The 22,974-nt window shown below is 54.5% G+C and carries 20 protein-coding genes and 1 riboswitch; of the genes, 8 read left to right on the forward strand and 12 right to left on the reverse strand.

Going from position 1 to position 22,974, the window contains the following annotated elements; all coding sequences use genetic code 11:
• Positions 1-15 precede the first annotated feature (15 nt).
• The 4 genes from B9K09_RS19705 to B9K09_RS19720 all read right to left on the reverse strand — a co-directional run bounded on the left by B9K09_RS19705 (position 16) and on the right by B9K09_RS19720 (position 2,908).
• A complete protein-coding gene (locus tag B9K09_RS19705; RefSeq protein ID WP_087518398.1) occupies positions 16-624 on the reverse strand; it encodes a YqiA/YcfP family alpha/beta fold hydrolase in 609 nt (202 codons plus the stop codon).
• 95 nt (positions 625-719) lie between these two features.
• Positions 720-1,535, reverse strand: coding sequence for a 3',5'-cyclic-AMP phosphodiesterase (gene cpdA, locus B9K09_RS19710; RefSeq protein ID WP_087518399.1), 816 nt, complete (start codon positions 1,533-1,535; stop codon positions 720-722).
• Between the two features lie 312 nt (positions 1,536-1,847).
• The gene (locus B9K09_RS19715; protein WP_087518400.1) at positions 1,848-2,300 is read right to left on the reverse strand and encodes a DUF1249 domain-containing protein; all 453 of its coding nucleotides are present in this window, start codon (positions 2,298-2,300) and stop codon (positions 1,848-1,850) included.
• Positions 2,291-2,908, reverse strand: a complete 618-nt coding sequence (locus B9K09_RS19720) for an NUDIX domain-containing protein (RefSeq protein ID WP_087519191.1) — start codon at positions 2,906-2,908, stop codon at positions 2,291-2,293. Before B9K09_RS19720 ends, B9K09_RS19715 begins: the two co-directional genes overlap by 10 nt.
• Positions 2,909-3,124: 216 nt before the next feature.
• Here B9K09_RS19720 and B9K09_RS19725 point away from each other — a divergent pair, with 216 nt between their 5' ends.
• Complete coding sequence (locus B9K09_RS19725; RefSeq protein ID WP_087519192.1) at positions 3,125-3,862, forward strand: RsiV family protein; 738 nt, start codon at positions 3,125-3,127, stop codon at positions 3,860-3,862.
• Here B9K09_RS19725 and cytX read toward each other — a convergent pair.
• Entirely contained in the window at positions 3,834-5,123 is a 1,290-nt protein-coding gene (gene cytX, locus B9K09_RS19730; protein ID WP_087518401.1) for a putative hydroxymethylpyrimidine transporter CytX, read from the reverse strand. The genes B9K09_RS19725 and cytX overlap by 29 nt on opposite strands.
• Before the next feature lie 88 nt (positions 5,124-5,211).
• Positions 5,212-7,104 (reverse strand): phosphomethylpyrimidine synthase ThiC, encoded by a 1,893-nt coding sequence (gene thiC, locus B9K09_RS19735; RefSeq protein WP_087518402.1) that lies wholly within the window; start codon positions 7,102-7,104, stop codon positions 5,212-5,214.
• Between the two features lie 99 nt (positions 7,105-7,203).
• A riboswitch (TPP riboswitch) is annotated at positions 7,204-7,310 on the reverse strand.
• Positions 7,311-7,650: 340 nt separating this feature from the next.
• On the opposite strand from thiC, the gene B9K09_RS19740 reads away from it, so the two are divergent.
• Complete coding sequence (locus tag B9K09_RS19740) at positions 7,651-9,096, forward strand: TolC family outer membrane protein (RefSeq protein ID WP_087518403.1); 1,446 nt, start codon at positions 7,651-7,653, stop codon at positions 9,094-9,096.
• Positions 9,097-9,166: 70 nt separating this feature from the next.
• Here the strand turns inward: B9K09_RS19740 and waaA are convergent, their stop codons facing one another.
• Complete coding sequence (gene waaA, locus B9K09_RS19745) at positions 9,167-10,456, reverse strand: lipid IV(A) 3-deoxy-D-manno-octulosonic acid transferase (protein WP_087518404.1); 1,290 nt, start codon at positions 10,454-10,456, stop codon at positions 9,167-9,169.
• 59 nt (positions 10,457-10,515) lie between these two features.
• The gene (locus B9K09_RS19750) at positions 10,516-11,400 is read right to left on the reverse strand and encodes a LysR family transcriptional regulator (protein WP_087518405.1); all 885 of its coding nucleotides are present in this window, start codon (positions 11,398-11,400) and stop codon (positions 10,516-10,518) included.
• A gap of 84 nt (positions 11,401-11,484) precedes the next feature.
• Here B9K09_RS19750 and B9K09_RS19755 point away from each other — a divergent pair, with 84 nt between their 5' ends.
• The 4 genes from B9K09_RS19755 (at position 11,485) to B9K09_RS19770 (ending at position 14,986) form a co-directional block, all read left to right on the forward strand.
• Positions 11,485-11,817, forward strand: coding sequence for a multidrug efflux SMR transporter (locus B9K09_RS19755; RefSeq protein WP_087518406.1), 333 nt, complete (start codon positions 11,485-11,487; stop codon positions 11,815-11,817).
• Positions 11,818-11,935: 118 nt separating this feature from the next.
• On the forward strand, positions 11,936-13,108 hold the full coding sequence (locus tag B9K09_RS19760; protein ID WP_087518407.1) for an FAD-dependent oxidoreductase: 1,173 nt from the start codon (positions 11,936-11,938) through the stop codon (positions 13,106-13,108).
• Positions 13,105-13,917 (forward strand): aldo/keto reductase, encoded by an 813-nt coding sequence (locus tag B9K09_RS19765; RefSeq protein WP_177408683.1) that lies wholly within the window; start codon positions 13,105-13,107, stop codon positions 13,915-13,917. Before B9K09_RS19760 ends, B9K09_RS19765 begins: the two co-directional genes overlap by 4 nt.
• A gap of 112 nt (positions 13,918-14,029) precedes the next feature.
• Positions 14,030-14,986 carry a metal ABC transporter ATPase gene (locus tag B9K09_RS19770; protein WP_087518409.1) on the forward strand — a complete coding sequence of 319 codons (957 nt, stop codon included), beginning with the start codon at positions 14,030-14,032 and terminating at the stop codon, positions 14,984-14,986.
• A gap of 48 nt (positions 14,987-15,034) precedes the next feature.
• On the opposite strand, the gene B9K09_RS19775 is transcribed toward B9K09_RS19770, so the two are convergent.
• The 4 genes from B9K09_RS19775 to msbA form a co-directional block, all read right to left on the reverse strand.
• The gene (locus B9K09_RS19775; RefSeq protein WP_087518410.1) at positions 15,035-16,240 is read right to left on the reverse strand and encodes an acyl-CoA dehydrogenase family protein; all 1,206 of its coding nucleotides are present in this window, start codon (positions 16,238-16,240) and stop codon (positions 15,035-15,037) included.
• A 36-nt stretch (positions 16,241-16,276) separates the two neighbouring features.
• Positions 16,277-17,560 (reverse strand): acyl-CoA dehydrogenase family protein, encoded by a 1,284-nt coding sequence (locus B9K09_RS19780; protein WP_087518411.1) that lies wholly within the window; start codon positions 17,558-17,560, stop codon positions 16,277-16,279.
• 120 nt (positions 17,561-17,680) lie between these two features.
• Positions 17,681-19,102 carry a bifunctional D-glycero-beta-D-manno-heptose-7-phosphate kinase/D-glycero-beta-D-manno-heptose 1-phosphate adenylyltransferase HldE gene (gene hldE, locus B9K09_RS19785; protein ID WP_087518412.1) on the reverse strand — a complete coding sequence of 474 codons (1,422 nt, stop codon included), beginning with the start codon at positions 19,100-19,102 and terminating at the stop codon, positions 17,681-17,683.
• 39 nt (positions 19,103-19,141) lie between these two features.
• On the reverse strand, positions 19,142-20,941 hold the full coding sequence (msbA, locus tag B9K09_RS19790) for a lipid A export permease/ATP-binding protein MsbA (protein WP_087518413.1): 1,800 nt from the start codon (positions 20,939-20,941) through the stop codon (positions 19,142-19,144).
• Positions 20,942-21,074: 133 nt separating this feature from the next.
• Between msbA and B9K09_RS22860 the strand changes: the two genes are divergently transcribed.
• A complete protein-coding gene (locus tag B9K09_RS22860) occupies positions 21,075-22,298 on the forward strand; it encodes an O-antigen ligase (RefSeq protein WP_256574118.1) in 1,224 nt (407 codons plus the stop codon).
• Positions 22,295-22,960, forward strand: a complete 666-nt coding sequence (locus B9K09_RS22865) for a polymerase (protein WP_256574119.1) — start codon at positions 22,295-22,297, stop codon at positions 22,958-22,960. Before B9K09_RS22860 ends, B9K09_RS22865 begins: the two co-directional genes overlap by 4 nt.
• Positions 22,961-22,974: the final 14 nt, after the last annotated feature.

The raw sequence follows: 22,974 nt of genomic DNA on the forward strand, positions 1-22,974 counted from the left end.
CGAGATGCGAGTCATTCAAAGGTCAGAAAAGTCGATATCGTGCCACAACTTGGGCGCAATACCGGCAAAAGCAAATAGCATTGGCAAGCGTTGAGCAAACCCCTGGAAGCCATGGTCCCCCCCCGCCTGAATACGCAGCGCGCAACCGCGATATAAAGCCTGAGCCTGACGATAGTCCAGGGTTTCATCAGCTGTCTGCAACCATACCTGATAACGCTCGGGATCTTGTGACGGTATCACTTCCAGCTCGGCCAGAGCGTTAACGTGATCTGTCGTCAGGTCCCAGGTTTCGTCGCTATAAAAGTTTTTTTGCGGTCCGAGAAAGCCGTCAAACAGTGCGTGCGGACGGACTGCGGGATTTATCAGCAGTGCTCTTAAGCCATACCGCTCAGCCAGATGCGTCGCATAGTAGCCGCCCAGTGAGCTGCCGACCAGCAAAGGGCTTCCCATAGCTGCAATCTCAGCCTCGATCTGCGCAATCGCTTGACGCGGGTGATGATGCAATGCAGGCACACGTAATTGCTCAGCCAGCCCCATACGCGCCATACAACGGCGCAGCTGACTGGCCTTGAGCGAGTCTGGCGAGCTATTAAGTCCATGCAAATAAAGGATATTTTCAGTCATGGGGAAGCAGGCTACTAGGTCACGACCACAAGCTGCAAGCGCCTGCTTCACGGTGTTTGCAGCAAAATATGAGTGGTGTTGCCAACCCGTGGCAGTTAATAGCCCTTAACGCTGTAATCGACCTCGAAATCGATTCCAGTCACGCGCGACACTCCGGTCTCCATCCGCCCATCTCCAAACAAGCGCAACCATCGATAGCCCGGGGCGCTGGTATCAACCTGAAAATCTTCGCTGCCCGGCGCAAACTGCACGCAGGTCGACGGCGAAGCCAGCAGTCGCACCGAGTTACGCATCTGATCGAACTCTTGATGAATATGCCCCCAGAGCATGCAGCGAACCTGTGAAAAGCGCGCCACAACTGCAAACAAGGCTTCTGGGTTGCGCAAGCCAATGGGGTCCATCCAGCGACTGCCAATCGGCACCGGATGATGGTGCATGCAAATTAAATGATGGCGTTCAGGCGCTTCACTCAGCGCTCGCTCCAGCAGCGCCAGTTGGCGGTCACCGAGAAAACCGGGAACCGCTCCGGGAATCGCCGAATCGAGCAAAATGACTCGCCAATTGCCAACATCCACCACCGTATCGAGCAAATTGCTGCCGATACAGGCTGCCTGCATAGCTGGAACTTCATCATGATTACCCGGGAACCAACGCGCGGGGGCGCGAATAACCGAGGTCATCTGCCGAAAGCGAGTGTATGAGGCCTCACTGCCATCCTGAGATAAGTCTCCGCTGGCCAGCACCAAGTCAATTTGCGGCTGCTCGTCGACCACTCGCTCAATCACTTGTTGCAAGCTGTCTTGGGTGTCCATACCTAATAGTTTGCCGTTCGCCTCGGCAAATAAGTGACTGTCCGATAACTGAACCAGCAGCACCGATGAGTCGGCAGGATAAGTTTGCGCGCTCGGCAAGGCCGTCTCCTTGAGCGGAATAGTTTAATTATGGCGGCTTGGACAACTCGGGGAAACTCAATTTGCGCGGCCTGGTTCACATATCCCACGCACAATTACAGCAAAACCAGCGAATACACCGGCTCAAAGCCATGCGGTAAAGATCCCCAGCCACTGCCTGCCATGTTCAACGTGCATCGTCCTTAACAACACTCAACATGCATCACATACGCAGGCGCACCAACGACGTAAAGCGCTAGCTAGCCTGTCAAACCTAGCCTAGCAAATGATCGAAGTTAGAGGTAAGGCTCAGATGGATAAATAGGTTCAATCTTAGATTTGTGGCTCGGTTTCATGACCGCAAGCCAGGCAGTGGCTTAACCATTCACCGAGAAACAGGTTGAGCTGGGTTTTCTCATCAGGTTGATGCATGTCAGCATTTGGATACGGATAAATCCCACGAAAGCGCCGCGAACTCTCGGCACCGACCACCTCGGCCATGCGCGCATCGTGATACACACGCACTTCCAGCGCAGGTATCGGCAGCCACGGCAAGCTGTGTTCTTGACGCACTCGAACCGTGGAGGTGTAGGGACAGTTTTCCAACACATCCAGCGCCAGCACTCCGAGCAGCTTCTCTCCTTGGCTCACCGCCACGCGGCGCGCACTCGGCTCCTCACGCATAGCCGGAAGTAAACGCATTAAGCGCGCATAATTGGCCTCGCAAGCCGTCTGCAACTCGACCAGGTCAACGCGGTAACGATCACGTAGCAAATTTACTGCCATAACCCCCTAACCTCGGCGCGGTTAAGCGCCAGCCATTGCAAGGCAATAATGCTTGCGGCGTTATCAATTCGCCCATCTTTTACTGCATCTAATGCATCTTCCACAGGCCAGACATGAACCTTGATGTCTTCGCCCTCTTCGGCGAGACCATAGACCCCACCAACCCCTTCACTGTCGCAACGCCCTACAAACAAATGCACGCGTTCGTTAGAGCCTCCAGGTGAAGGATAGTACTGAGTGACCGGCCACAGTGCCCCCAACTTCAAACCAGCTTCCTCCATTGACTCACGGTGTGCCACTTCTTCAGGCTCTTCGTCTTTGTCAATCAACCCCGCGACCAGTTCCAGCAGCCATGGATTCTCGCTTTTATGCATAGCGCCAACTCTGAATTGCTCAATCAACACCACCACGTCACGTTGTGGATCATAAGGCAGTACGCAGACCGCATCGTGGCGCAGAAAAACTTCCCGATTGAGTATCGGACCCATTTCTCCAGAAAACTGACGATGCCGCAGATGCAAGCGATCAAGGCTGTAAAAACCTCGAAAGCAGGCTTCACGTTCAACGATTTCGAACGCACCGGGTCCCGGCTTAAAAGTGTCTGGCATTGAATCCTCACTCAGTCTGTTAACCTGACTTTCACGCATCCTACCCCTGCAATTCGCACAACGCAGCCTCTTTACATTAGCTTCAACAGCGTTTTGCAGGTGCACTCGTCACCGGGATCATGCAGCATAGATGGGGTCGTAAAGGCTCGAACTCAAGCGCCAGCCTGTAGTCGAAGCCTGCAACCCTCAACAGTCTTCAGCCAAACGATGGATTACATGTCTCTGACCAAAAAGCTCGCAATCGTCGGCATCAGCCTCTTTCTCAGCGCCTGCCAGAGCATGATGCCTGGCGACAAACCCTTAGTCGCTCAACGTATTGCCTGGGAACACGTGACGCCGGGCTGCACCGGTGAGCCTTGCCCTCTGGTGAACATCGACACCTTAAAGTTTGCCGAAGAGCCGCAATTGAATTCGCTAATTGATCATGCATTGCGGCGCATGACCGCTGACGCACCCGATGCGCCGCTGCCTGCTTCACTTGAGTCCTATGAAAAGGATTTTCTGGTTCGCGCCGAGCCCGGCTGGAAAACCTATTTGCAAGCCAAGATGCGCGAGCAACATGACCAATTAGTGATCATCGAGCTTTCGAGTTATTTAGCGACTGGCGGCGCGCATGGAATGCCGGGCCGCGGCTTTATCAACTATGACCGCGATCAGCATAAAGCGCTGACACTGAAAGACATGATCAAACCCGGCACCGAAGACGCCTTTTGGCAGGCGGCGGAGCAAGCACATCAGCGTTGGTTGAAGGCCAACAAACTCGATCAAGACCCCGAGTATGTAAAAACCTGGCCTTTCACCCATACCAACAACATAGCCTTGCTGAAAAAGTCGGTATTGCTCAAGTATGACGTCTATTCCCTAGCGCCATACTCCAGCGGACACGTATCGCTGACCATTCCTTACTCGCAACTGGGCGCGATTCTCAAGCCGGAGTACATACCGGCTTCGTAATAGCCCTGCCAAGCAGCCATTGGAGCCCGCCAGCGATCACCAACGCTGGCAGGGTTGCACCGACATCCGGCAGCCAGTTGCTTAAAACGTGGTAAATCACCACGCCGCAAGCCCATGCCAGAAGGGTGTCCCAGCGCAAATAGACCTTCGGTGCCAAAGCCGCCTGACGTTTTCGCAAGATAAAGTGATCAACCAGCACCACGCCAAACAACGGTGCAAACACCGAACCGATCAGCAGCAAGAAGTTCTGGTATTCAGCCAACGGCGCCAGCAAAGCAATCAGCGTGCACAGCGCGCCAATTGCCAGTGCCAGGTGCTCGACTTTGAACCGGAACATGATGCCTCCAGACACCGCCGCCGAGTGAATATCGGCAAAGGCATTCTCTGACTCATCGAGCAATATCAGCAACAACGGTATCCCCAGCCCCGCCCCCGCCAATGCAAGTAACAGCGCGTTAACCTCACCGCTCGGCGCAAAGGCCAAGGTATAAGCCACGCCCAGACTCATCAGCCAGAAGTTGCCGAGAAAGAAGCCTGCCGCAGTGCCGCCGAAGATGTTGCGCGCGCGCTTGCCGAACCGGGAATAATCGGCAATCAACGGTAGCCACGACAAGGGCATGGCGATTGCGATATCAAAACCCAATGCAAACGGCATCGAACCATCACCGGCACGCGCCCACAGCACAGCCAGATCGGTCTTGTCGAAAAGATTCCAGGTCAGCCACACACAAGCGCCCAGCAACAACCAGATCCCCCACTTACGCAGGATGCGTCGAACAAAGGTCAACGGCCCGGTCACCGCAAGCAACGTGGCGATTGCACCAAAAAACACGGTCCACAGCGCCGCATTGGTCAACACGCTGCCTTCACCAAACGCCTGCGCTGAGAGCAAGCTTGCCGCATCGCGCATGACAATAATTTCAAACGCGCCCCAGCCAACCAGTTGCAGAATATTCAGTAAGGCGGGCATCACCGCGCCTTTGCTGCCCAAACTGAGTTTCAACGCGGCCATGGCAGATAAGCCGGTATCAACACCGATCACCGCCACTGCACCGAGCAGCAACACACCCACTGCAGTACCGCAGGCAATAGCCAGCATCGCCCCGGCCATGCCCAGGCCCGGAGCCAGTAGCGCACCGAGTTGCAGCACCATCAAACCAATGCCAAGCGAAAACCACAGCGAAAACATGTCACGCGCGCCAAACACCCGCTGACCAACAGGCACCGCGTGATGTGGCGAATAAGTACTCGGAATGTTCACACGCAAGCCTCTCGAAAATTATTATTGGATACGCGAACGCCCGACTGGATACAGCCGGGCGTTCGCAGTTTCACTCAACGCATCTGAATCAGACCTGGCGGTAGATCACCGAGCCTTCTTCTTTAAAGCGCTGCGCTTGCTCTTTGAAGCCCGCCTCAATCGCTTTGCTTTCCTCTGACAAGCCATTCACCTTGGCGTACTCACGCACTTCCTGGGTGATTTTCATCGAGCAGAACTTCGGCCCACACATGGAGCAGAAGTGCGCGACCTTGGCGGAGTCTTTAGGCAGGGTTTCATCGTGATAACTGCGCGCGGTGTCGGGATCAAGGCCGAGGTTGAACTGGTCGTCCCAGCGGAATTCAAAGCGCGCCTTGGACAAGGCATTGTCACGAATCTGCGCCCCCGGATGCCCCTTCGCCAAGTCAGCAGCGTGGGCGGCAATCTTGTAAGTGATGATGCCGGTTTTAACATCATCCTTATTAGGCAGGCCCAAGTGCTCTTTGGGTGTCACGTAGCAAAGCATCGCGCAGCCAAACCAGCCGATCATCGCCGCACCAATGCCGGAGGTGATGTGGTCGTAGCCAGGCGCAATATCCGTAGTCAGCGGACCAAGCGTATAGAACGGAGCCTCATCACAGCACTCCAGTTGCTTGTCCATGTTCTCTTTGATCAGGTGCATCGGCACATGCCCTGGCCCTTCGATCATGCACTGCACGTCATGCTTCCAGGCAATCTTGGTCAGTTCGCCAAGGGTTTCCAGCTCGCCGAACTGCGCGGCATCGTTGGCGTCGGCAATCGAGCCAGGACGCAAGCCGTCACCCAGCGAGAAGCTGACGTCATAGGCCTTCATGATTTCGCAGATTTCATCAAAGTGGGTGTACAAAAAGTTTTCTTGGTGATGAGCCAAGCACCACTTGGCCATGATTGAGCCGCCACGAGAAACAATGCCCGTCACTCGCTTCGCCGTCAGTGGCACGTAACGCAGCAGCACACCCGCATGAATGGTGAAGTAATCAACACCCTGCTCGGCCTGCTCAATCAAGGTGTCGCGAAACAGCTCCCACGTCAGGTCTTCGGCAACTCCGTTGACTTTTTCCAAGGCCTGGTAGATCGGCACCGTGCCGATTGGCACGGGTGAGTTGCGGATAATCCACTCACGGGTTTCGTGGATGTGCTTGCCGGTCGACAAATCCATTACGGTGTCCGAGCCCCAGCGAATACCCCACGTCAGCTTGGCGACTTCTTCTTCGATCGATGAGCCCAGCGCTGAGTTACCAATGTTGCCGTTAATCTTCACCAGAAAGTTACGGCCAATAATCATCGGCTCAAGCTCGGTGTGATTAATGTTTGCTGGAATAATCGCACGGCCACGGGCAACTTCTTCACGGACAAACTCAGCGGTGATCTGCTGTGGAATAGAAGCACCGAAGCTTTGCCCTGGATGCTGCTCTTCAAGCAAGCCAGCGGCACGAGCTTCTTGCAGCTTAAGGTTCTCGCGAATCGCCACGTACTCCATCTCAGGCGTAATGATGCCCTGACGTGCGTAGTGCATTTGGCTGACGTTGTGGCCTTCCTTCGCCCGGCGCGGGTTACGTACATGGGCGAAACGCATTTTGCTGAGTTCTGCGTCCGCCAGACGCACTTGACCAAAATGTGAGCTCAAACCGTCGAGCTGTTCTGTGTCACCACGATCCACGATCCATGCCGAGCGCACGTCCGCCAAACCCTTGCGCACATCAATCTGCACTTGCGGGTCGGTGTACGGGCCCGACGTGTCATACACCATTACCGGGGCGTTCACTTCACCACCAAACTCGGTCGGCGTGATGTCGAGGCTGATCTCACGCATAGGCACGCGGATATCGGCGCGCGAGCCTTCTACATAAATCTTGCGTGAACGGGTAAACGGCTGGACTGACTGCTGGTCAACCTGCGCGGACTCACTGAGATTCTTGGGGCTATTTTGTTGTTGTACGCTCATCGACGGCTCTCTCCTGAGATAGTTGTCGGAGCGAACTTGAACGAGGGAGTGCTAGCGCGGGAGTCACCGAAACGGTGCTGAGAAGACTCGCCGAGGGAATGGCGAGGACATCTTGTTCCCTACGCAGGCCTTAACCTGATCAGGTTCAACGGGATCCGGCAACAGCCAATCTCAGCCCCTCAATTAGGGCACCCCGACAAGAACATCACCATTCTATCAGCACGCTTGTGAAATCCAACCCACAAGTCAAAATAAGCTGACCCGCGCGTCGGTTTGCGACCCAATCGAGTGCAGCTCAACCGAGTGCGGCCCAAACATTTACCGCCCAATCATTTTGACAATCTATCGATTTGCCAACTAGTCGATTCGTGACGCGGTAATATAAGGAGTATTAACATCAACAGTACTTACACTAAACTGTAGAATTGTTGCGATTAAGCAACATAGCTTGTTGCAAACTACACTCATGACGCTAATTGCCAGTCTTGACCCTCTCGTCAGCGACGCTTAGCCTTGTCGATTACTGCTAATTTTAGGATCACCTCAATGTTGCGTAGACTTTCTCTGGCTGTCGCTGTTGCTAGTGCGATAACCGGTCAAGCTTGGGCTGAACAAGCTCCGACCACCGCAATGAACGACCTGATATCGGTTTATCGGGAAGCAGCGCAGAATAACGCTGATATCGCCGCCGCTCGCGCCGACTATCAAGCGCGCCGTGAAGTCGTTCCGCAAGCACGTGCAGGGTTACTACCTAACTTATCCGCTGGCGCCGAGCTTGCTGATACCCGCACCAAACTTGATTCACCGTCCTATACCGCTAACCGCAGCGGCACGGTGTATCAGGCAAACTTAAGCCAACCGCTGTTCCGTGCAGACCGCTGGTTCCAGCTGCAAGCCGCTGAAGCCACTAGCGAACAAGCCGCTCTTGATCTGTCTGCAACCGAGCAAAACCTGATTCTGCAAAGTGCCGAGAGCTACTTCAATGTGCTCCGCGCGCAAGACAACCTGGCCTCGACCAAGGCTGAAGAAGCAGCGTTCAAACGTCAGCTGGATCAGTCCAACGAGCGTTTTGATGTCGGCCTTTCGGATAAAACCGATGTGCTTGAATCACAAGCAGGCTACGACACCGCTCGCGCGAACCGCATCATTGCTGAGCGTCAAGTGGACGATGCCTTTCAAGCACTGACCACCTTGACCAACCGCGATTACCCAGCACTTGAGGGCATGCGCCACACCCTGCCGATCTTGGCGCCAACGCCTAACGACGCCAAAGCATGGGTCGACACGGCGGCAGCTCAGAATCTCAATCTGCTGGCCAGCAACTACGCAGTTGATGCTGCGAAAGAAACCCTTAGCCAACGCAAGTCGGGCCACGCCCCAACGCTTGACGCCGTCGCCAGTTATAAAAAAGGTGACAACGACAGCCTTGGCTTCACCAACAGCGGCCTGAACAGCGGCGTACCACCTTACAGTGGCGATGTTGAGCAAAGCTCGATTGGCCTGCAGCTGAATATCCCAATCTACAGCGGTGGCCTGACCAGCTCGCAAGTACGCGAAGCCTATGAGCGCCTGAACCAGACCGAGCAGCAACGCGAAAGCCTGCGCCGTCAGGTGGTACAGGACACGCGCAACCTGCACCGCGCAGTTAACACCGATGTCGAAACCGTAAAGGCACGCAAACAGTCGATCGTCTCCAACCAGAGCGCGCTGGAAGCAACCGAAATTGGTTATCAGGTGGGTACACGTAACATCGTTGACGTACTCGATGCCCAACGTCAGCTGTACAGCTCAGTTCGTACCTATAACGATGCGCGCTATGACTACATCCTCAACAACCTGCGTTTAAAGCAAACCGCTGGTACGTTGAGCCCTGGTGATCTGGAAGCGCTGGATAACTACTTGAAACCGGACTACAACCCGGACAAAGACTTCCTGCCGCCAGATCTTGCTGAAGCCGCAGAAGCCCAGTTGAAGGGCAACCCCAACTACTAAGTTTGGGCGCAGATAAAAAACCCGACTGACGTCGGGTTTTTTACGCTTTGGAAATACCTCTGAGAGGCAATCACCCAGCCTTTAAGCAACGCTCCAACCCCGCCAGCAATCGTTGCAGCGCACCTTGATTAGCCCGCATCACTGACAAGCCAGAAGCACGCATTGCATCTGCCTGCTGCGGTGTTCGCCACAGCTGCGCAACCTGCTGCGCCAACTGATCCGCATTACTCACTTCAAGCAAAGCGCCTGCCTCACGCAGTTGATTGGCAATCTCAAGAAAGTTGAATAAGTGCGGGCCACTCAGCACTGGCTTACTCAACGCTGCCGGCTCCAGCAAGTTATGCCCACCATTGGCAACCAAGCTACCGCCCACAAATGCGACATCGGCCAGCGCATACAAAAACAGCAACTCACCCATGGTGTCGCCCAGTAAAACCTGATGCTCAGCCGTGACCAACTCGTCCGTTGAGCGACGCTGAACCTGTAACCCGGCAGCTTTGATTTGTTCGAACACCGCATTAAACCGCTCAGGGTGACGCGGCACCAAAATCAATAGTGCATCAGGCCACTGCTGCAATAGCCTGCGATGTGCAGTAATGATCTGCTCATCCTCGCCCTCATGCGTACTTGCGGCAATCCACAACGGACGTTCAAGCGCCGCCCACTCAGTACGCAGTGCATGCGCACGCTCAAGTAACGCCGGGTCGATAGTCAGGTCAAACTTGATCGACCCCGTCACTTCAACGCACGCCTCGCGCGCACCCAATGAGATAAAACGTGCAGCCTCAACCGGCGTTTGCGCGGCGATCAGACTCATCTGCGCCAGCATTGGCGCGGTCAACCTGGAAAATCTCGCGTACCCTCGCGCCGAACGCTCGGACAAGCGCGCGTTGGCCAACGCCACTGGAATACCGCGCTTGGCGCACTGATTGATGTGGTTGGGCCACAATTCGGTTTCCATTATCACCGCAAGCCTGGGTTGAGCCCGATCCAGAAACCGCGCTGCCACCCAAGGCAAGTCGTAGCCCAAATAGCAATGTTGCACGCGGCCTTGGTATTCGGCGCCACCAAACATCGCCTGAATACGTTCCGAACCGGTTGGCGTCATGCAGGTGATGGTAATCGGCAGATCAGGATGACGCGTCATCAGTTCACGGATCATCGGCGCGGCGGCGATACTCTCTCCGACAGAAACCGCATGCACCCAAATTCCGCCCGGCTTGAGCGGCGGCAAATCAAACGAAAAGCGCTCGCCAATTCGCGAGGCATAAGCCGATGCCTTGCGTGCACGCAGGGCCAAACGTACAGCGACTAATGGCAGGCCTAGATGGAACAACAAGGTGTAAAGCAAACGGTTCATTAGTGCTCGGCTTAATAAATAAGGGGCCAAATTTGGAAGTTGATCAGCTTATCAGAGGCTCAGCCAATTGCGCGCAAGTGCTCGGCAAAGCGATCCGCAAGCCAACGCGCCGCCGGCCCCAGCGTTTCATCCCGCCGCCAGACCAATTCAACCACCAGCGGTGGTGGCGTCCAGTCACTGCTCAATTCGACCAAGTGGTTGTGATACGTGGGGTACTGCACCACATGACGCGGCAACCACGCCCAGCCCAAGTTGCGTATCAATAGCTCGGCCATGGCGTAAAAGCTGTCGGCGCGCCACACGGCCGGGCTGATCTGCTCACCGCCGGGGTAACGGCTGTCCTGTAGCGCCATCAATAGTTGCCGATGACGCGCCAGCTCACGTCGATCAACCCGCTTAAGCCCGGCAAGCGAATGCCCTGCACCGCAAACCGTAACCATCTCAACCGTGCCCAAGCGCTGGCGCTCAAGCGCGTCGGGCATTTGCTCATGGTGAAACAACAAACCTAGGTCTGCACGGCGTTCGAGTAGTTTTCGCGCGACTTCACCTTGCGCGCCGCTTGCCAGTTGAACTTCAATCAAGGGATACGCCTGCGAGAGCGCCTCCAGACTATCGAGCACCGGTTGATAGGGCATGGCCTCATCTTGCGCTAAGCGCAAGCACAACTCCTCGCCCCGCACCAAGCCAAGTGCCCTGCCCTCCAAGCGCTGACATTGACGCAAAACCTCGCGAGCTTCTTCCAACAGCGCAGCCCCCTCTTTGGTCAGGCGCGGCTGGCGACCACTGCTGCGTTCAAACAGCAGTACACCAAGATCCGCCTCAAGCATCGCAATCGAACTGCTGACGGCGGACTGAACCCGGTTCATTTGCCGCGCAACGGCCGAAAACGATTGCCCTTCAGCAACGCTGACAAATAAGCGAATTTGTTCAAGATTCCACTGCACAACCTATCTCCATTACAGGCAGGTAATCACTTTATCCCATCAGCCAAATAACTAGAATAGCCGGCTTGCACAGGAGACATGCATATGAGCGGATACCTTTACTTAGCAATTGCAGTGACAGCTGAAGTCATCGCGACCACATCGATGAAAGCCATCAGCGGCCTGAGCAAACCACTGCCGCTAATTCTGGTAATTGTCGGTTACGCGATTTCCTTCTGGATGCTCAGCTTGGTCGTCAAAACCATCCCCGTGGGTGTCGCCTATGCTGTTTGGGCGGGGCTGGGTATTGTTCTGGTGAGTATTGCCGCGACCTTTATTTATCAGCAGCGACTCGACCTGCCTGCCATGCTCGGCATGGGACTGATTGTCGCGGGGGTCATGGTTATTCAACTGTTCTCCCAAACCACCGGCCACTGATCGTGACATTCAACTGCGCCGAGAGCCTTGGCCGTCTACAGGTTTTCGGCATCACATGGCGAGCCGAGTCCAGCAAGCAGGTTATACTGGGCGTCTGATATTTTGATGAGACGCGAGTATGCCCAGCACTCTAAGCACAGACGTTCTAATCATCGGCGGCGGTATCGCTGGCCTGTGGCTGAATGCACGTCTGCGCAAAGAAGGTTTCGCCACCATTCTGGTTGAAAGCCACACATTAGGTGGCGGCCAGAGCGTTAAATCACAGGGAATCATCCATGGCGGCGCCAAGTATGCGCTGCATGGTGCGCTCACCGGTGCTTCCGAGGCGATTGCCGATATGCCAAGACGCTGGCGCGAGGCGTTGGCGGGCACCGGCGAACTCGATCTCAGCGGTGTGCGCTTACTTTCCGATGCCCATTATTTGTGGTCGCCCGGCACAATCGCCGGCAACCTCACCAGCTTTTTTGCCAGTAAGGCTGTGCGCGGGCGCGTCGATCAAGTTAAAGGCGATCAACTGCCACCCGCACTGCAGCACGCCAAATTCAAAGGCAAAGTTTACCGCCTCGCAGAGCTGGTGCTGGATGTGCCCAGCCTGATCAACCGCCTTGCCGAATTGTCTGGCGATAGCTTATTTGCAGGACAGACCATCGAGCCGTTATTGGAGTCTGACAAATTAGTCGGCCTGCGCGTCGATGGCTGTGAGATTCGCGCACAACGAATCGTCCTCAGCGCGGGTGACGGTAATGCTGAACTGCTCAAGACCCTGAACATCAGTCAGCCTACTCAACAACTGCGTCCGCTGCATATGATTTTAGTCAAAGGTCCGACCCTGAAGCCGCTGTACGCTCATTGCCTCGGCGGCGGTCCGAAACCTCGGGTTACGGTCACCACTCACCCGGCAGCTGACGGTCAGTGGGTTTGGTACTTGGGCGGTGATATTGCAGAAGCTGAAGGTGTCGCCCGCGACCCGGATTCACAGATCAAAGTCGCGCAAAAAGAACTGGGTGACCTGCTGCCTTGGATCGATCTATCCAGTGCGCAATGGGCAACCCTGCGCGTTGACCGCGCAGAACCAGCGCAATCTGGCCTGACACGCCCAGACAATGCATTTCTCGCTGAATCAGATAACTTGCTTATTGGTTGGCCGACAAAGCTGGCGCTTGCCCCCGACTTTTCCGACCGGGTGCTGGCTAGCTTCAAACGCGATGGCGTCGAGCCCAGCGCAGCCTCGACCCTGCCTGATTTACCACGGCCAGCAATAGCCCAACCAGTATGGGAGAGCTTGTTTTGACTCAGACCCTGCATGGCCTGCACCGCCCGCTTGGTTCAACCGGATTATCGGTCTCGCCGCTGGGGCTGGGCACCGTCAAGATTGGTCGCGACCAGGGGGTTAAATATCCCAATGGTTTCACCATTCCCGATGATGCCAGTGTGCGCAACCTGCTCGCCCTTAGCCAAAATTTAGGTATCAACCTGATCGACACTGCCCCTGCTTATGGCACGAGTGAAACGCGCTTAGGGCCTCTATTGCGCGGCCAGCGCCAAGACTGGGTGATTGTCAGCAAGGTCGGCGAAGAGTTTGAAAACGGCTTGTCGTATTTTGATTTCAGCCCAGCGCACACAAGACTCTCCGTCGAACGTAGCCTAAAACGCTTGGAAACCGACTACATTGATATGTTGCTGGTACATTCCGATGGCAACGATGCCTCGATACTTCGTGACAGCGGTATTTACCAGACGTTGTCCGAGTTGAAGCGCGAAGGCAAAATCCGTAGTTTCGGCCTGTCCGGGAAAACCGTTGAAGGTGGTTTGCTAGCGCTGGCTGATGGCGATTGTGCGATGGTGACCTACAACCTGAATCAACAAGATGAATTGCCGGTATTGGATTATGCACAGGCGCACAACAAAGGCATTTTGATTAAAAAGGCCTTGGCCAGCGGTCACGCATGCTTAGCACCTGGCGAGGATCCGATCCGCGCCAGTTTCGAATTGATATTTGCCCATCGGGCCGTTTCAAGTGCAATTATTGGCACCATTAATCCGCAACATTTAACCGCTAACGTTGCAAGCGCAGCGGCCGTGATTCAAGACATCGCCTGAAACATTTTCTGTCCAGCCCATCGCCTTAGTGACAGTGAAACTGTGGCAGGCTCTAGAGTCAAAAGCCGTCACCCACCGCATTGGCTAAATGGCTAATCGCAGAGGAGTTCAGATGTCGCGCACCTTAATCAGCAAAGATCCTGGCAACTTTAAAACCTTGCCATTGCGTGTCGAGGCCACCCCCGATGGCCTGACTTACCAAGGTTACGGCTGGCCACTCAATTTCGATGAAATGCTTAAGCGCCGAAAAAAGGTAGACATTACCGACCCGCAACGGTTTTCAGTTGAGCTGGCAAATCTTGGTGTTTCAGTTCGCCTGACACTGAAATGGCAAGGCCGCGAATATTGGGTACTGGTCCGCCAACGCCGGCTTGATCGCGGTGATGTGGTGCTCAAGTTAATATCGGGCTATGTACCCGCCCACGAACTCAACTTACCCTTGCTCACTGCAATTCAAGAAGTCGCTGAAGAGTGCTTACTGGAAACCCCAGAGGGCTGGCTGAGTGGCCGATTCGGTGATACTTGGCTGCCGGCGCCGTATCAAGGCTCGCTGCATTATCGCGAGGCGGTCAACTTTCGCTTAAGCCCGCTCTCAGGAGCCGCACGCCCGGTTCAATGTGGCAATCTGACCTTACTTGAGCGTCCACGCGCCTATGTACATTTGCCGACCGCTTCGTTGCAGCTGGTTTATGATCTGTGCTTGGAGCTGCCGAAAGAAGCCAAGCAGTTGAGCCTGTTCCACGTTGACGAGTGCCTTGAAGACGGCAAGCTCGTTGCACGCTTGCAACGCACTCGCCCCGATCTGTTTTTGCTGCCACTGGAGCAAGGTCGCCCCACCGGCGAACTGTTCACTTTGCACAAAGGCGCGCTGAAGGTAGCGAGCACCCGGGGCGTTTGGTTGGCAGAAAGCTTTGCACCTCAAGATGGCTGGGTGGTTCGAGATTCGCACATCCGCTGGAAAGACTGGGTACAACAACAAGACCTTCAAACACCCGCCAAAACCAAACAAACGCCTAAAACTGCTGCGCCTAACCCACCGCCACAGCTCAAAGCGGCTGGTCATGCATAAGGCCACACACCTGGATTCAAGGTTCAACGCAACGGAGTAACCAGCCGACTACTTCAATTCGGACGATGTCTTACCGAGTAGACGTCGGGCAATAATCAATAACTGGATTTGCTGGGTGCCTTCAAAAATATCTAGAATTTTTGAGTCGCGCGCCCACTTTTCCAGTAACTCATCCTCGCCATATCCCAGCGCCCCGACTAACTCGACACACTTCAACGTCAGTTGATTGGCCACACGCCCAGCTTTAGCTTTCGCAATAGACGCCTCTTTCGAGTTAGGCATACGATTGTCTGCCATCCATGCGGCTTTAAGGGTCAACAAGCGTGCCGCCTGCCAGTCAGCTTCCAGCTGATACAACGTAGCTTGAGCGTGACTGACATTAAACAGCGTCGTAGCGTAATCAAACGTGAGTTTTTTCTTGAGCAACTCGCGAGTGCGGTCAAGCGAAGCTTTGGCCACGCCAATCGCCATACCCGCCACTAACGGCCGGGTGTTATCAAAAGTTTCCATCACCCCGGCAAAGCCTTTTTCGACATTGATTTCCGCAGGGCCCAGCATGTTGCGAGCAGGTACCCGACAATCCGTAAAGCTGATGGAGGCGGTGTCCGAAGCTTTAATCCCGAGTTTTTTCTCTAACCGCGTCACGCTCATACCCGGCGTGCCATGCTCAACCACAAAAGACTTGATAGCCGCACGTCCCAGCGCTTTATCCAACGTAGCCCAAACCACTACCGCATCGGCGCGCTCACCGGAGGTCACGAAGATCTTTTCGCCATTGATGATGTAGTCGTCACCGTCCTGGGTTGCTGTCGTGCGGATGGCCGCGGAGTCAGAACCACAACCCGGCTCAGTGATTGCCATTGCCGCCCAGATCCCCTTGAAACGCTGCAGTTGATCCGCATCAGCCACCGCAGCAATTGCAGCATTACCCAAGCCCTGTCGCGGCATCGCCAACAGTAACCCTACATCGCCCCAGCACAGCTCCATAATGCCCAACAAGGCCGCCATATTGCCGCCGTTCTTGATGCCCTGATCGTGTTCAACGTCGCCACGTTTACTTGCCGATGTCGCACCAATTGCCTCAGGTGAGCTGGCATTCATACCGTCAAGCAACGTCGCCAGAAGCTCCAGCTCACGCGGATAACTATGCTCGGCCTTATCGTACTTGCGCGAAATAGGTCGGTAATAATGCTCTGCCACTTGATGAGCATGGTTCACCAGGCCTTTGAATTTCTTTGGTATATCAAGATTCATCTTTATTCCTCAAGGCAAATGCCGGAGATAGACGGGCTACAACTGAAGCCCGCCTTTCATTAGCGCAACAGCGCGAATGTCTCGGTACCAGCGCTCCGCCGGATGATCTTTAGTGAATCCATGCCCGCCCAGTAACTGCACCGCGTCGGTTGCAATTTTCATCGCCTTCTCGGCGCAGAGTAGATGGGTCAGGTAGCTCATCTGCTGAAACGGTTTGCCGCGCTCGGCTAATGAGCAGGCGTTCCGAACCATCAGGCGCATGGCGTCGATCTCGACTGCCATGTCGGCGATCATGAATGCCACCCCTTGTCGGTGGCTGATCGGCTCCGCAAAGGCTATGCGCTCGTTGCAGTAGGTAATCACGTAATCCAGGGCCGACTGGGCTGTTCCCACCGCCAAGGCACACCAGGCCAGCTCGGCATAATTGAGAAAGCTGTGGAAATTGAAATCATCGGCACTTAAGCGCGCCTCAAGCGGTACTTTTACCGCGCTCAATTGCAGTCGGCATGTACCCGTTGCTTTAAGCCCCATTGCAGGCTCAACTTTGCGCTGCACGCCTTTACTGCCCGCATCGACAATAAACAGCGCAGGCCCTCGTGCAGTCTGTGCGGCAATAATCAAATGACTGGCATCAAGGCCTCTTACGACCAGGCACTTTCCACCATGAAGAACATAGTGCTTGCCTCTGCGCTTGGCCCGAGTTGTCAGTTTAAGCGGGTCGAATAACCCATGCGGTTCATTGACGGCAATCGCCATTTGTGGCGCGTCATTTTCTTTGAGGAACTGCGGTAACCAGTGCGCCTTTTGGCTAGCTGAACCCCAACGCCGGATACAGTTAGCGCTGGATAATGGCACTAACATGCTCGCTGCGAGAGATAAATCGCCCTTTGCAAGCGACTCCGCCATTAAGGCATTGGTTAGGGTCGTGCAGTCTCCAGCCAAGCCGCCGTGGAGTTCACTCACCGCATAATGAACCAGGCCCAGCTCATGCATTTTCTTGAGCAACGGCGCTGAGACTGTTGCCTGCTCATCAGCAGAGTATGCTTCTGCCCGCAAAACTTCGCTGGCGAAGCCTTCAAGCATCTCAATCAGCATTTTCTGCTCATCAGACAAAGTCAGATCAAACAGCGCGCCCGAATCCTCCAGCGCCAGTGGCGCTTGCGCGTTGGTTGAGCGCCGCGCAGCAAGTTTAAAACCTGTTTTCGCGCCGTTATAAACCAACGTCTCGAAGGGTTTACGTAGTTTTAGGTAATCAGGCCAATCTGCTTGAGCAAAGCGATTAAGCAAGGCCAAGGCATGACCGCTAACATCGGAGGACATGGCATCTCGCTCCTTGAGCGATGAAAGATGCCAAAGATCATGCGGTCATGCCTGCAACCAGACCATGACCGCACCGCCGCTAGCCAGTGGCAATAAAGCCAGTGGCTAGCACAAGGGACATTAACGATTTCGGATTTTGTCGACGATGGCAGTGGTCGAGCTATTTTCGACCAACCCCAGCACTCTAACTTCGCCGCCATAGGCAGTGACGATATCTGCGCCGACAACTTTATCGATTGAGTAGTCGCCGCCTTTAACCAGCACATCCGGTTGGACCAGTTTGAGCAAGTTTTCCGGGGTGTCTTCGCCAAAACTCACCACCCAGTCAACGGCGCCAAGCCCTGCCAATACCGCCATTCGCCGATCCACCGAGTTTATCGGGCGGCCTGGCCCTTTCAAGCGGCTTACCGAAGCGTCATCATTAACCGCCAGCACCAGACGATCCCCCTGAGCGCGGGCTTGCTCCAGGTAGGTCACGTGACCCGCATGGAGGATGTCAAAGCAACCGTTAGTGAAGACTATTTTCTCACCATGGGCGCGGGCATCCTCAATCGCGACCAACAGTTGATCGGGACGCATCACGCCACGCTCAGAGCCCTGCTCACGTTGCACAGCACGGCGCAACTCCGGCGCACTGATCGCCGCAGTGCCGAGTTTGCCAACGACGATGCCTGCTGCCAGATTAGCAAGGGCCACCGCTTGTGGCAGTTCCTCTCCAGCCGCAATTGAGGCGGCTAAAGTTGAAATCACTGTATCGCCAGCACCGGTAACATCGAACACTTCACGGGCGCGAGCAGGCAGGTGCAGCGGGGCATGTTGTGGGCGTAACAAGGTCATGCCGTGCTCGCCACGCGTCACCAGCAATGCACCTAGCTGCAGCTCCTGCATTAGTTGGGCGCCCTTGCTGACCAGTTGGGCTTCGTCGATACAGATACCCACAATCGCTTCGAACTCACTCAGGTTGGGCGTGATCAGACTCGCCCCCCGATAGATCGAAAAGTCTTTGCCTTTCGGGTCAGCCAACACCGGAATGCCACGCTTAACTGCGAGCTGCACCAGGGCTTGATGATTTTTCAGGGCGCCTTTGCCGTAGTCCGACAACACCAACACTTTCACCCCGTCGAGCAGCGACTCGACATCTTTAGCCAGCGCATCAGAGTCGGTATTGAACGGCTCTTCAAAATCCATACGCAACAGCTGCTGGTGACGACTCATCACCCGCAGTTTGACAATGGTCGGTTGGTCGTTAATCCGCTGGAACCGGGTTTTAACGCCCACGCAACGCAAGCTGTCAGTCAAACTGTCGGCAGCTTCGTCTTCGCCGGTCACGCCCACCAGCGTGGCGGGTGCGCCCAACGCAGCAATATTCAGGGCAACGTTAGCGGCACCACCTGGACGATCTTCAATTTGATCGACCTTGACCACCGGCACGGGTGCTTCGGGAGATATCCGCGAAGTACCGCCATGCCAATAACGGTCGAGCATGACATCACCCACGACTAAAACCGGGGCTTGTTCAAAACGTGGCATGGACAACTTCATATGAACTCCGAGGGCCGTTGATGGCGGTCGAATAGTTTATCAGGCGTGATTGAGTGGTGCGTTTTCATCCAGACCCATGGCATGCAAACGTGCGTAATAGCCATTCAATGCCAAGAGTTCAGCGTGGGTACCACGCTCTACAATCTGACCCTGATCCATAACCAGAATAAGGTCTGCCTTTTCAATCGTCGACAATCGATGAGCAATTACCAATGTCGTGCGCCCTTTCATCACGCGATCAAGCGCTGCTTGAATATGCCGCTCCGACTCGGTATCCAGCGCAGAAGTGGCTTCATCGAGCACCAACACCGGAGAATCCTTGAGCAAGGCACGGGCAATCGCCAAGCGCTGACGCTGGCCACCGGAAAGCAACACACCATTTTCGCCAACTTCGGTGTCTAAACCGTGTGGAAGCTTGTCAACAAACTCCTTGGCGTACGCAGCCTCCACGGCCCTTTCAATGTCTTCACGGGGCGCACCCGCCAAGTCGCCGTAAGCGATATTGTTGGCAACCGTGTCATTAAACAGTGTGGTCTGCTGGGTCACCAAAGCAATGTGGCGACGCAGATTACGCAGCTGGTAGTCCTCGACATCAACACCGTCCAGCAAGATCTGACCGCTTTCATGGTGATAGAAGCGCGGAATCAGGTTCGCCAGTGTCGACTTGCCACTGCCAGAGCGCCCGACCAGAGCGATCATTTGCCCGGGTTCAGCAACAAAGTTGATGTCCTGCAACACCTGCTTTTCAGCACTTGGATACTTAAAGTTGAGGTTCTTAACCTCCATACGGCCTGTGGCTTTGTCGATCTCGAACTTACCTGTGTCTACTTCAGGTGGCTCATCCAACTGCTCAAAAATACTGTCCGCAGCGGCCAAGCCCTTCTGGATGGTGGCACTCACCTCGGAAAGCTGGCGGATCGGCTTGGGTAATAAACCAGCGGCCGTGATGTAGGCCACCAAATCACCCGCCGTTGCATCACCGCGCAAAAACAGCACCAAGAACAACAAAACGGCCATGGCGATGTAAATAACTAACTGCAACATGGGGGTGTACACCGCCCCAGTCTTGGTCATTTTCAATTGCTTCAGGGTATTGTCACGACTTGCAGTTTCAAATCGTTTGGCCTCGTAGGTTTCACCACCAAAGCTACGAACCACCCTGTAACCCTGAATAGTTTCAGAGGCAACGTGAGTGACATCCCCCATCGCCACTTGGATTTTCTTACTTTGCTTGCGGAATTTTTTGCTGGCACTGCTGACCATTACAGCGATGACCGGCAAGATCGCAAGCATCACCAGCGTGAGGTGCCAATTCATCCATAACAAATAGGTAAACAGGAAAATAACCGTCAGGCCTTCGCGAATAACAACCTTGATTGCATCCGTAGCGGCCCCCGTCACCATGGTCACGTTGAAGGTAATGCGAGAAATCAGATGGCCCGAGTTATGGCTGTCGAAATAACGATTGGGCAAACTCAGTAGACTATTAAAGAGTGCCGTTCGCAGATCATGGACCAAGCTCAATGAGACTTTGGCCAGATAGAAGTTACCCAGAAACGAGCCCACCCCCTGCCACACTGCAATCAGCACAATCAGTATTGGAACAGCCTGCAACAACTCCAAATTTTGCAGGTAGGGCACATTGGGAAATAGCACCGCTTGCGGATTCGACAGACCATCCACGAAATACTTGAGAATTCCAGCAAGCATCGGTTGGGTCGAGGCAAAAATCACGTAGCCAAGGATGCTCAAGCTAAAGTAGCCAATGTAAGGCTTTACATAGCTCAGTAGACGAAAATATATTTTCAGACTGGTTGGGGCAGGAGTTTTAACGCTCATAGGGCTCGACGCACCGGTAGGATAAAAAAGTATATCACAGGCCCTCTACGACTCGAGATGCGCCTGTACTGCAGACATAAAACTGATCACAAATCAGCGCACAAAGCCGACAAAATCTCCATATTTGGGGCAGATGAATTATGCTACGCGCCTTTCTAACAACCCCGTTCTGACAATGCAATCTACCTCGACAGCAAAAATGGGTGCAGGTACAAGGTTACACGCGCTGATTCAACAGTACTGGATACCTCTTGGATATATTGTGCTACTGACTGGGCTCATTTGGGTCCCCAACACTAGCCTTTATACCAAGCTGTACTATGGCCTCTTTGCGTTCCCTGCACTGCTGGGATTGATATTAAAGCCCCAGTATATAAAGCAGTTGCTAAGCGAGCCGATCGTTGTATGTTTTGTCTTGTTTTCTGCTTGGCTGCTGCTCAGCCTTATCTGGAGCCTATCCGACTCTAGCGCGGCAAGCGTAGCCAAACGTCCAGTCTATGTACTGATGCTGTTTGTAGGCTGCGCGATGATGGCCTGCAAGGACGAACAGTTACTGCTCAAAGCATTATGGCTCAGCGCGGTCATCATGGCGGTCGGGGCAGTCATTAACCTGATTCATTTCTTGCCAAACGCTAGCAGCGGCGCACGCCTCATTGGTACTGGGGCCATGCGCAACCCTCTGCTGTCATCCCATGTATTTGGCTTTTTCTGTACCTACTGGCTAGCCTTTTGGGTCACTCAACAGGGTCGACTCAGCAGGTATAGCTTCATCCTGGCGCTGCCATTATTGGCTGTTCTGGTTGAAACAGGGTCTAGAACTCCATTGATGGCCCTTTTTGCCGTAACCATATGGTTGATGCTGATATCAGGAAAAAAGGGGCTCTATCTTTTCTCCGCCGTGTGTTTAGCGGGCCTGGCACTTTATTTTTTCCTACCCAGCTCGCTAATGTCCCGGGGATTTTCTTACCGCCCAGAGATATGGCAACAAGCCCTTTCCATTGCTCAAGAAAAGCTTTGGCTGGGGCATGGCTACCAGAGCGAGTTCATGTTCACCGCAGGCGGCCGCAAGCTAGAAGACCCACATAATGTCGAACTGGCAGTAATGCTGGATACAGGGCTTATCGGGTTGGCACTTTGGCTTGCGATGTACGCAGCACTATTACGCAAGACCATAGAGTTACGGCACAACAAGACGATTCAGCTTGTTTCAGCCTTAGTCTGTTATGGGGTATTTGCCGGCCTCACCGAAGGCAGCGCCTTTCTTTCAAGGCCGAATGAGAACTGGTTTCTGACTTGGATTCCAGTTGCATTGGTTGCCGCCTTGTCTATCCGCCAACGCATGCAGGCCTCAGCATGACCACACTGACGCAGGCACAACTAAAGGCAAAGCTGCAGGGTGCAAAGACCATTGAGGAAGATGGCCACGGTCTGAAGGTCGCCGAACTCGCCGACGGTAGCTTCCTCAAACTATTTCGGCGCAAGCGCTTATTCTCTTCGGCATTGTGGTCACCGCCCTCAGTGCGCTTCGCACGCAATGCCGAGCGCTTGATCGCCCTGGGTATTCCAGCCCCCGTGACCATTGAGCTCATTGTAGTACCGGAACTGGGTCTCAACGGCCTGCAATACGAGCCCGTTGCTGGTGTCACCCTGCGCAATTACTGGCGTGAGTTAAACCAGGACCAATTAGCTGAGCAACTGTTTAAGTTCGGTACGTTTCTCGGGCGCGTGCATAAATCAGGTATTTACTTTCGCTCATTACATCTAGGTAACGTCTTGAGCATGCCCGACGGGCAGTATGCACTGATCGATTTGTCAGATATGAAGATATTCTCGCGACCGCTCTCAGCATGGCAACGCGCTCGAAATGTTCAGCATATGATGCGTTACCCGGAAGATGCTTATTGGCTCGCCAATGAGCATCTAGTCACGCTGCTGCGCGGCTACGCCCAGGCCAACGGCGAGTCGGCGGCCAAGCAATTGGCCCAGGCCTTTGCCAAACATAAACAGCACGCCGAGTGAGCCGCGCTGTTTCT

It is taken from the genome of Pseudomonas sp. M30-35 (genome assembly GCF_002163625.1).
Lineage (GTDB): Bacteria > Pseudomonadota > Gammaproteobacteria > Pseudomonadales > Pseudomonadaceae > Aquipseudomonas.

Coding starts and splice junctions, on each gene's coding strand:
- B9K09_RS19740 (WP_087518403.1), top strand. CDS start 7,651: ATGTTGCGTAGACTTTCTCTGGCTGTCGCTGTTGCTAGTGCGATAACC.
- thiC (WP_087518402.1), bottom strand. CDS start 7,104: ATGAGCGTACAACAACAAAATAGCCCCAAGAATCTCAGTGAGTCCGCG.
- B9K09_RS19780 (WP_087518411.1), bottom strand. CDS start 17,560: ATGTCCTCCGATGTTAGCGGTCATGCCTTGGCCTTGCTTAATCGCTTT.
- B9K09_RS19760 (WP_087518407.1), top strand. CDS start 11,936: ATGCCCAGCACTCTAAGCACAGACGTTCTAATCATCGGCGGCGGTATC.
- hldE (WP_087518412.1), bottom strand. CDS start 19,102: ATGAAGTTGTCCATGCCACGTTTTGAACAAGCCCCGGTTTTAGTCGTG.
- B9K09_RS19770 (WP_087518409.1), top strand. CDS start 14,030: ATGTCGCGCACCTTAATCAGCAAAGATCCTGGCAACTTTAAAACCTTG.
- B9K09_RS22860 (WP_256574118.1), top strand. CDS start 21,075: ATGAATTATGCTACGCGCCTTTCTAACAACCCCGTTCTGACAATGCAA.
- B9K09_RS19705 (WP_087518398.1), bottom strand. CDS start 624: ATGACTGAAAATATCCTTTATTTGCATGGACTTAATAGCTCGCCAGAC.
- B9K09_RS19775 (WP_087518410.1), bottom strand. CDS start 16,240: ATGAATCTTGATATACCAAAGAAATTCAAAGGCCTGGTGAACCATGCT.
- msbA (WP_087518413.1), bottom strand. CDS start 20,941: ATGAGCGTTAAAACTCCTGCCCCAACCAGTCTGAAAATATATTTTCGT.
- B9K09_RS22865 (WP_256574119.1), top strand. CDS start 22,295: ATGACCACACTGACGCAGGCACAACTAAAGGCAAAGCTGCAGGGTGCA.
- B9K09_RS19725 (WP_087519192.1), top strand. CDS start 3,125: ATGTCTCTGACCAAAAAGCTCGCAATCGTCGGCATCAGCCTCTTTCTC.
- B9K09_RS19755 (WP_087518406.1), top strand. CDS start 11,485: ATGAGCGGATACCTTTACTTAGCAATTGCAGTGACAGCTGAAGTCATC.
- waaA (WP_087518404.1), bottom strand. CDS start 10,456: ATGAACCGTTTGCTTTACACCTTGTTGTTCCATCTAGGCCTGCCATTA.
- B9K09_RS19715 (WP_087518400.1), bottom strand. CDS start 2,300: ATGGCAGTAAATTTGCTACGTGATCGTTACCGCGTTGACCTGGTCGAG.
- B9K09_RS19720 (WP_087519191.1), bottom strand. CDS start 2,908: ATGCCAGACACTTTTAAGCCGGGACCCGGTGCGTTCGAAATCGTTGAA.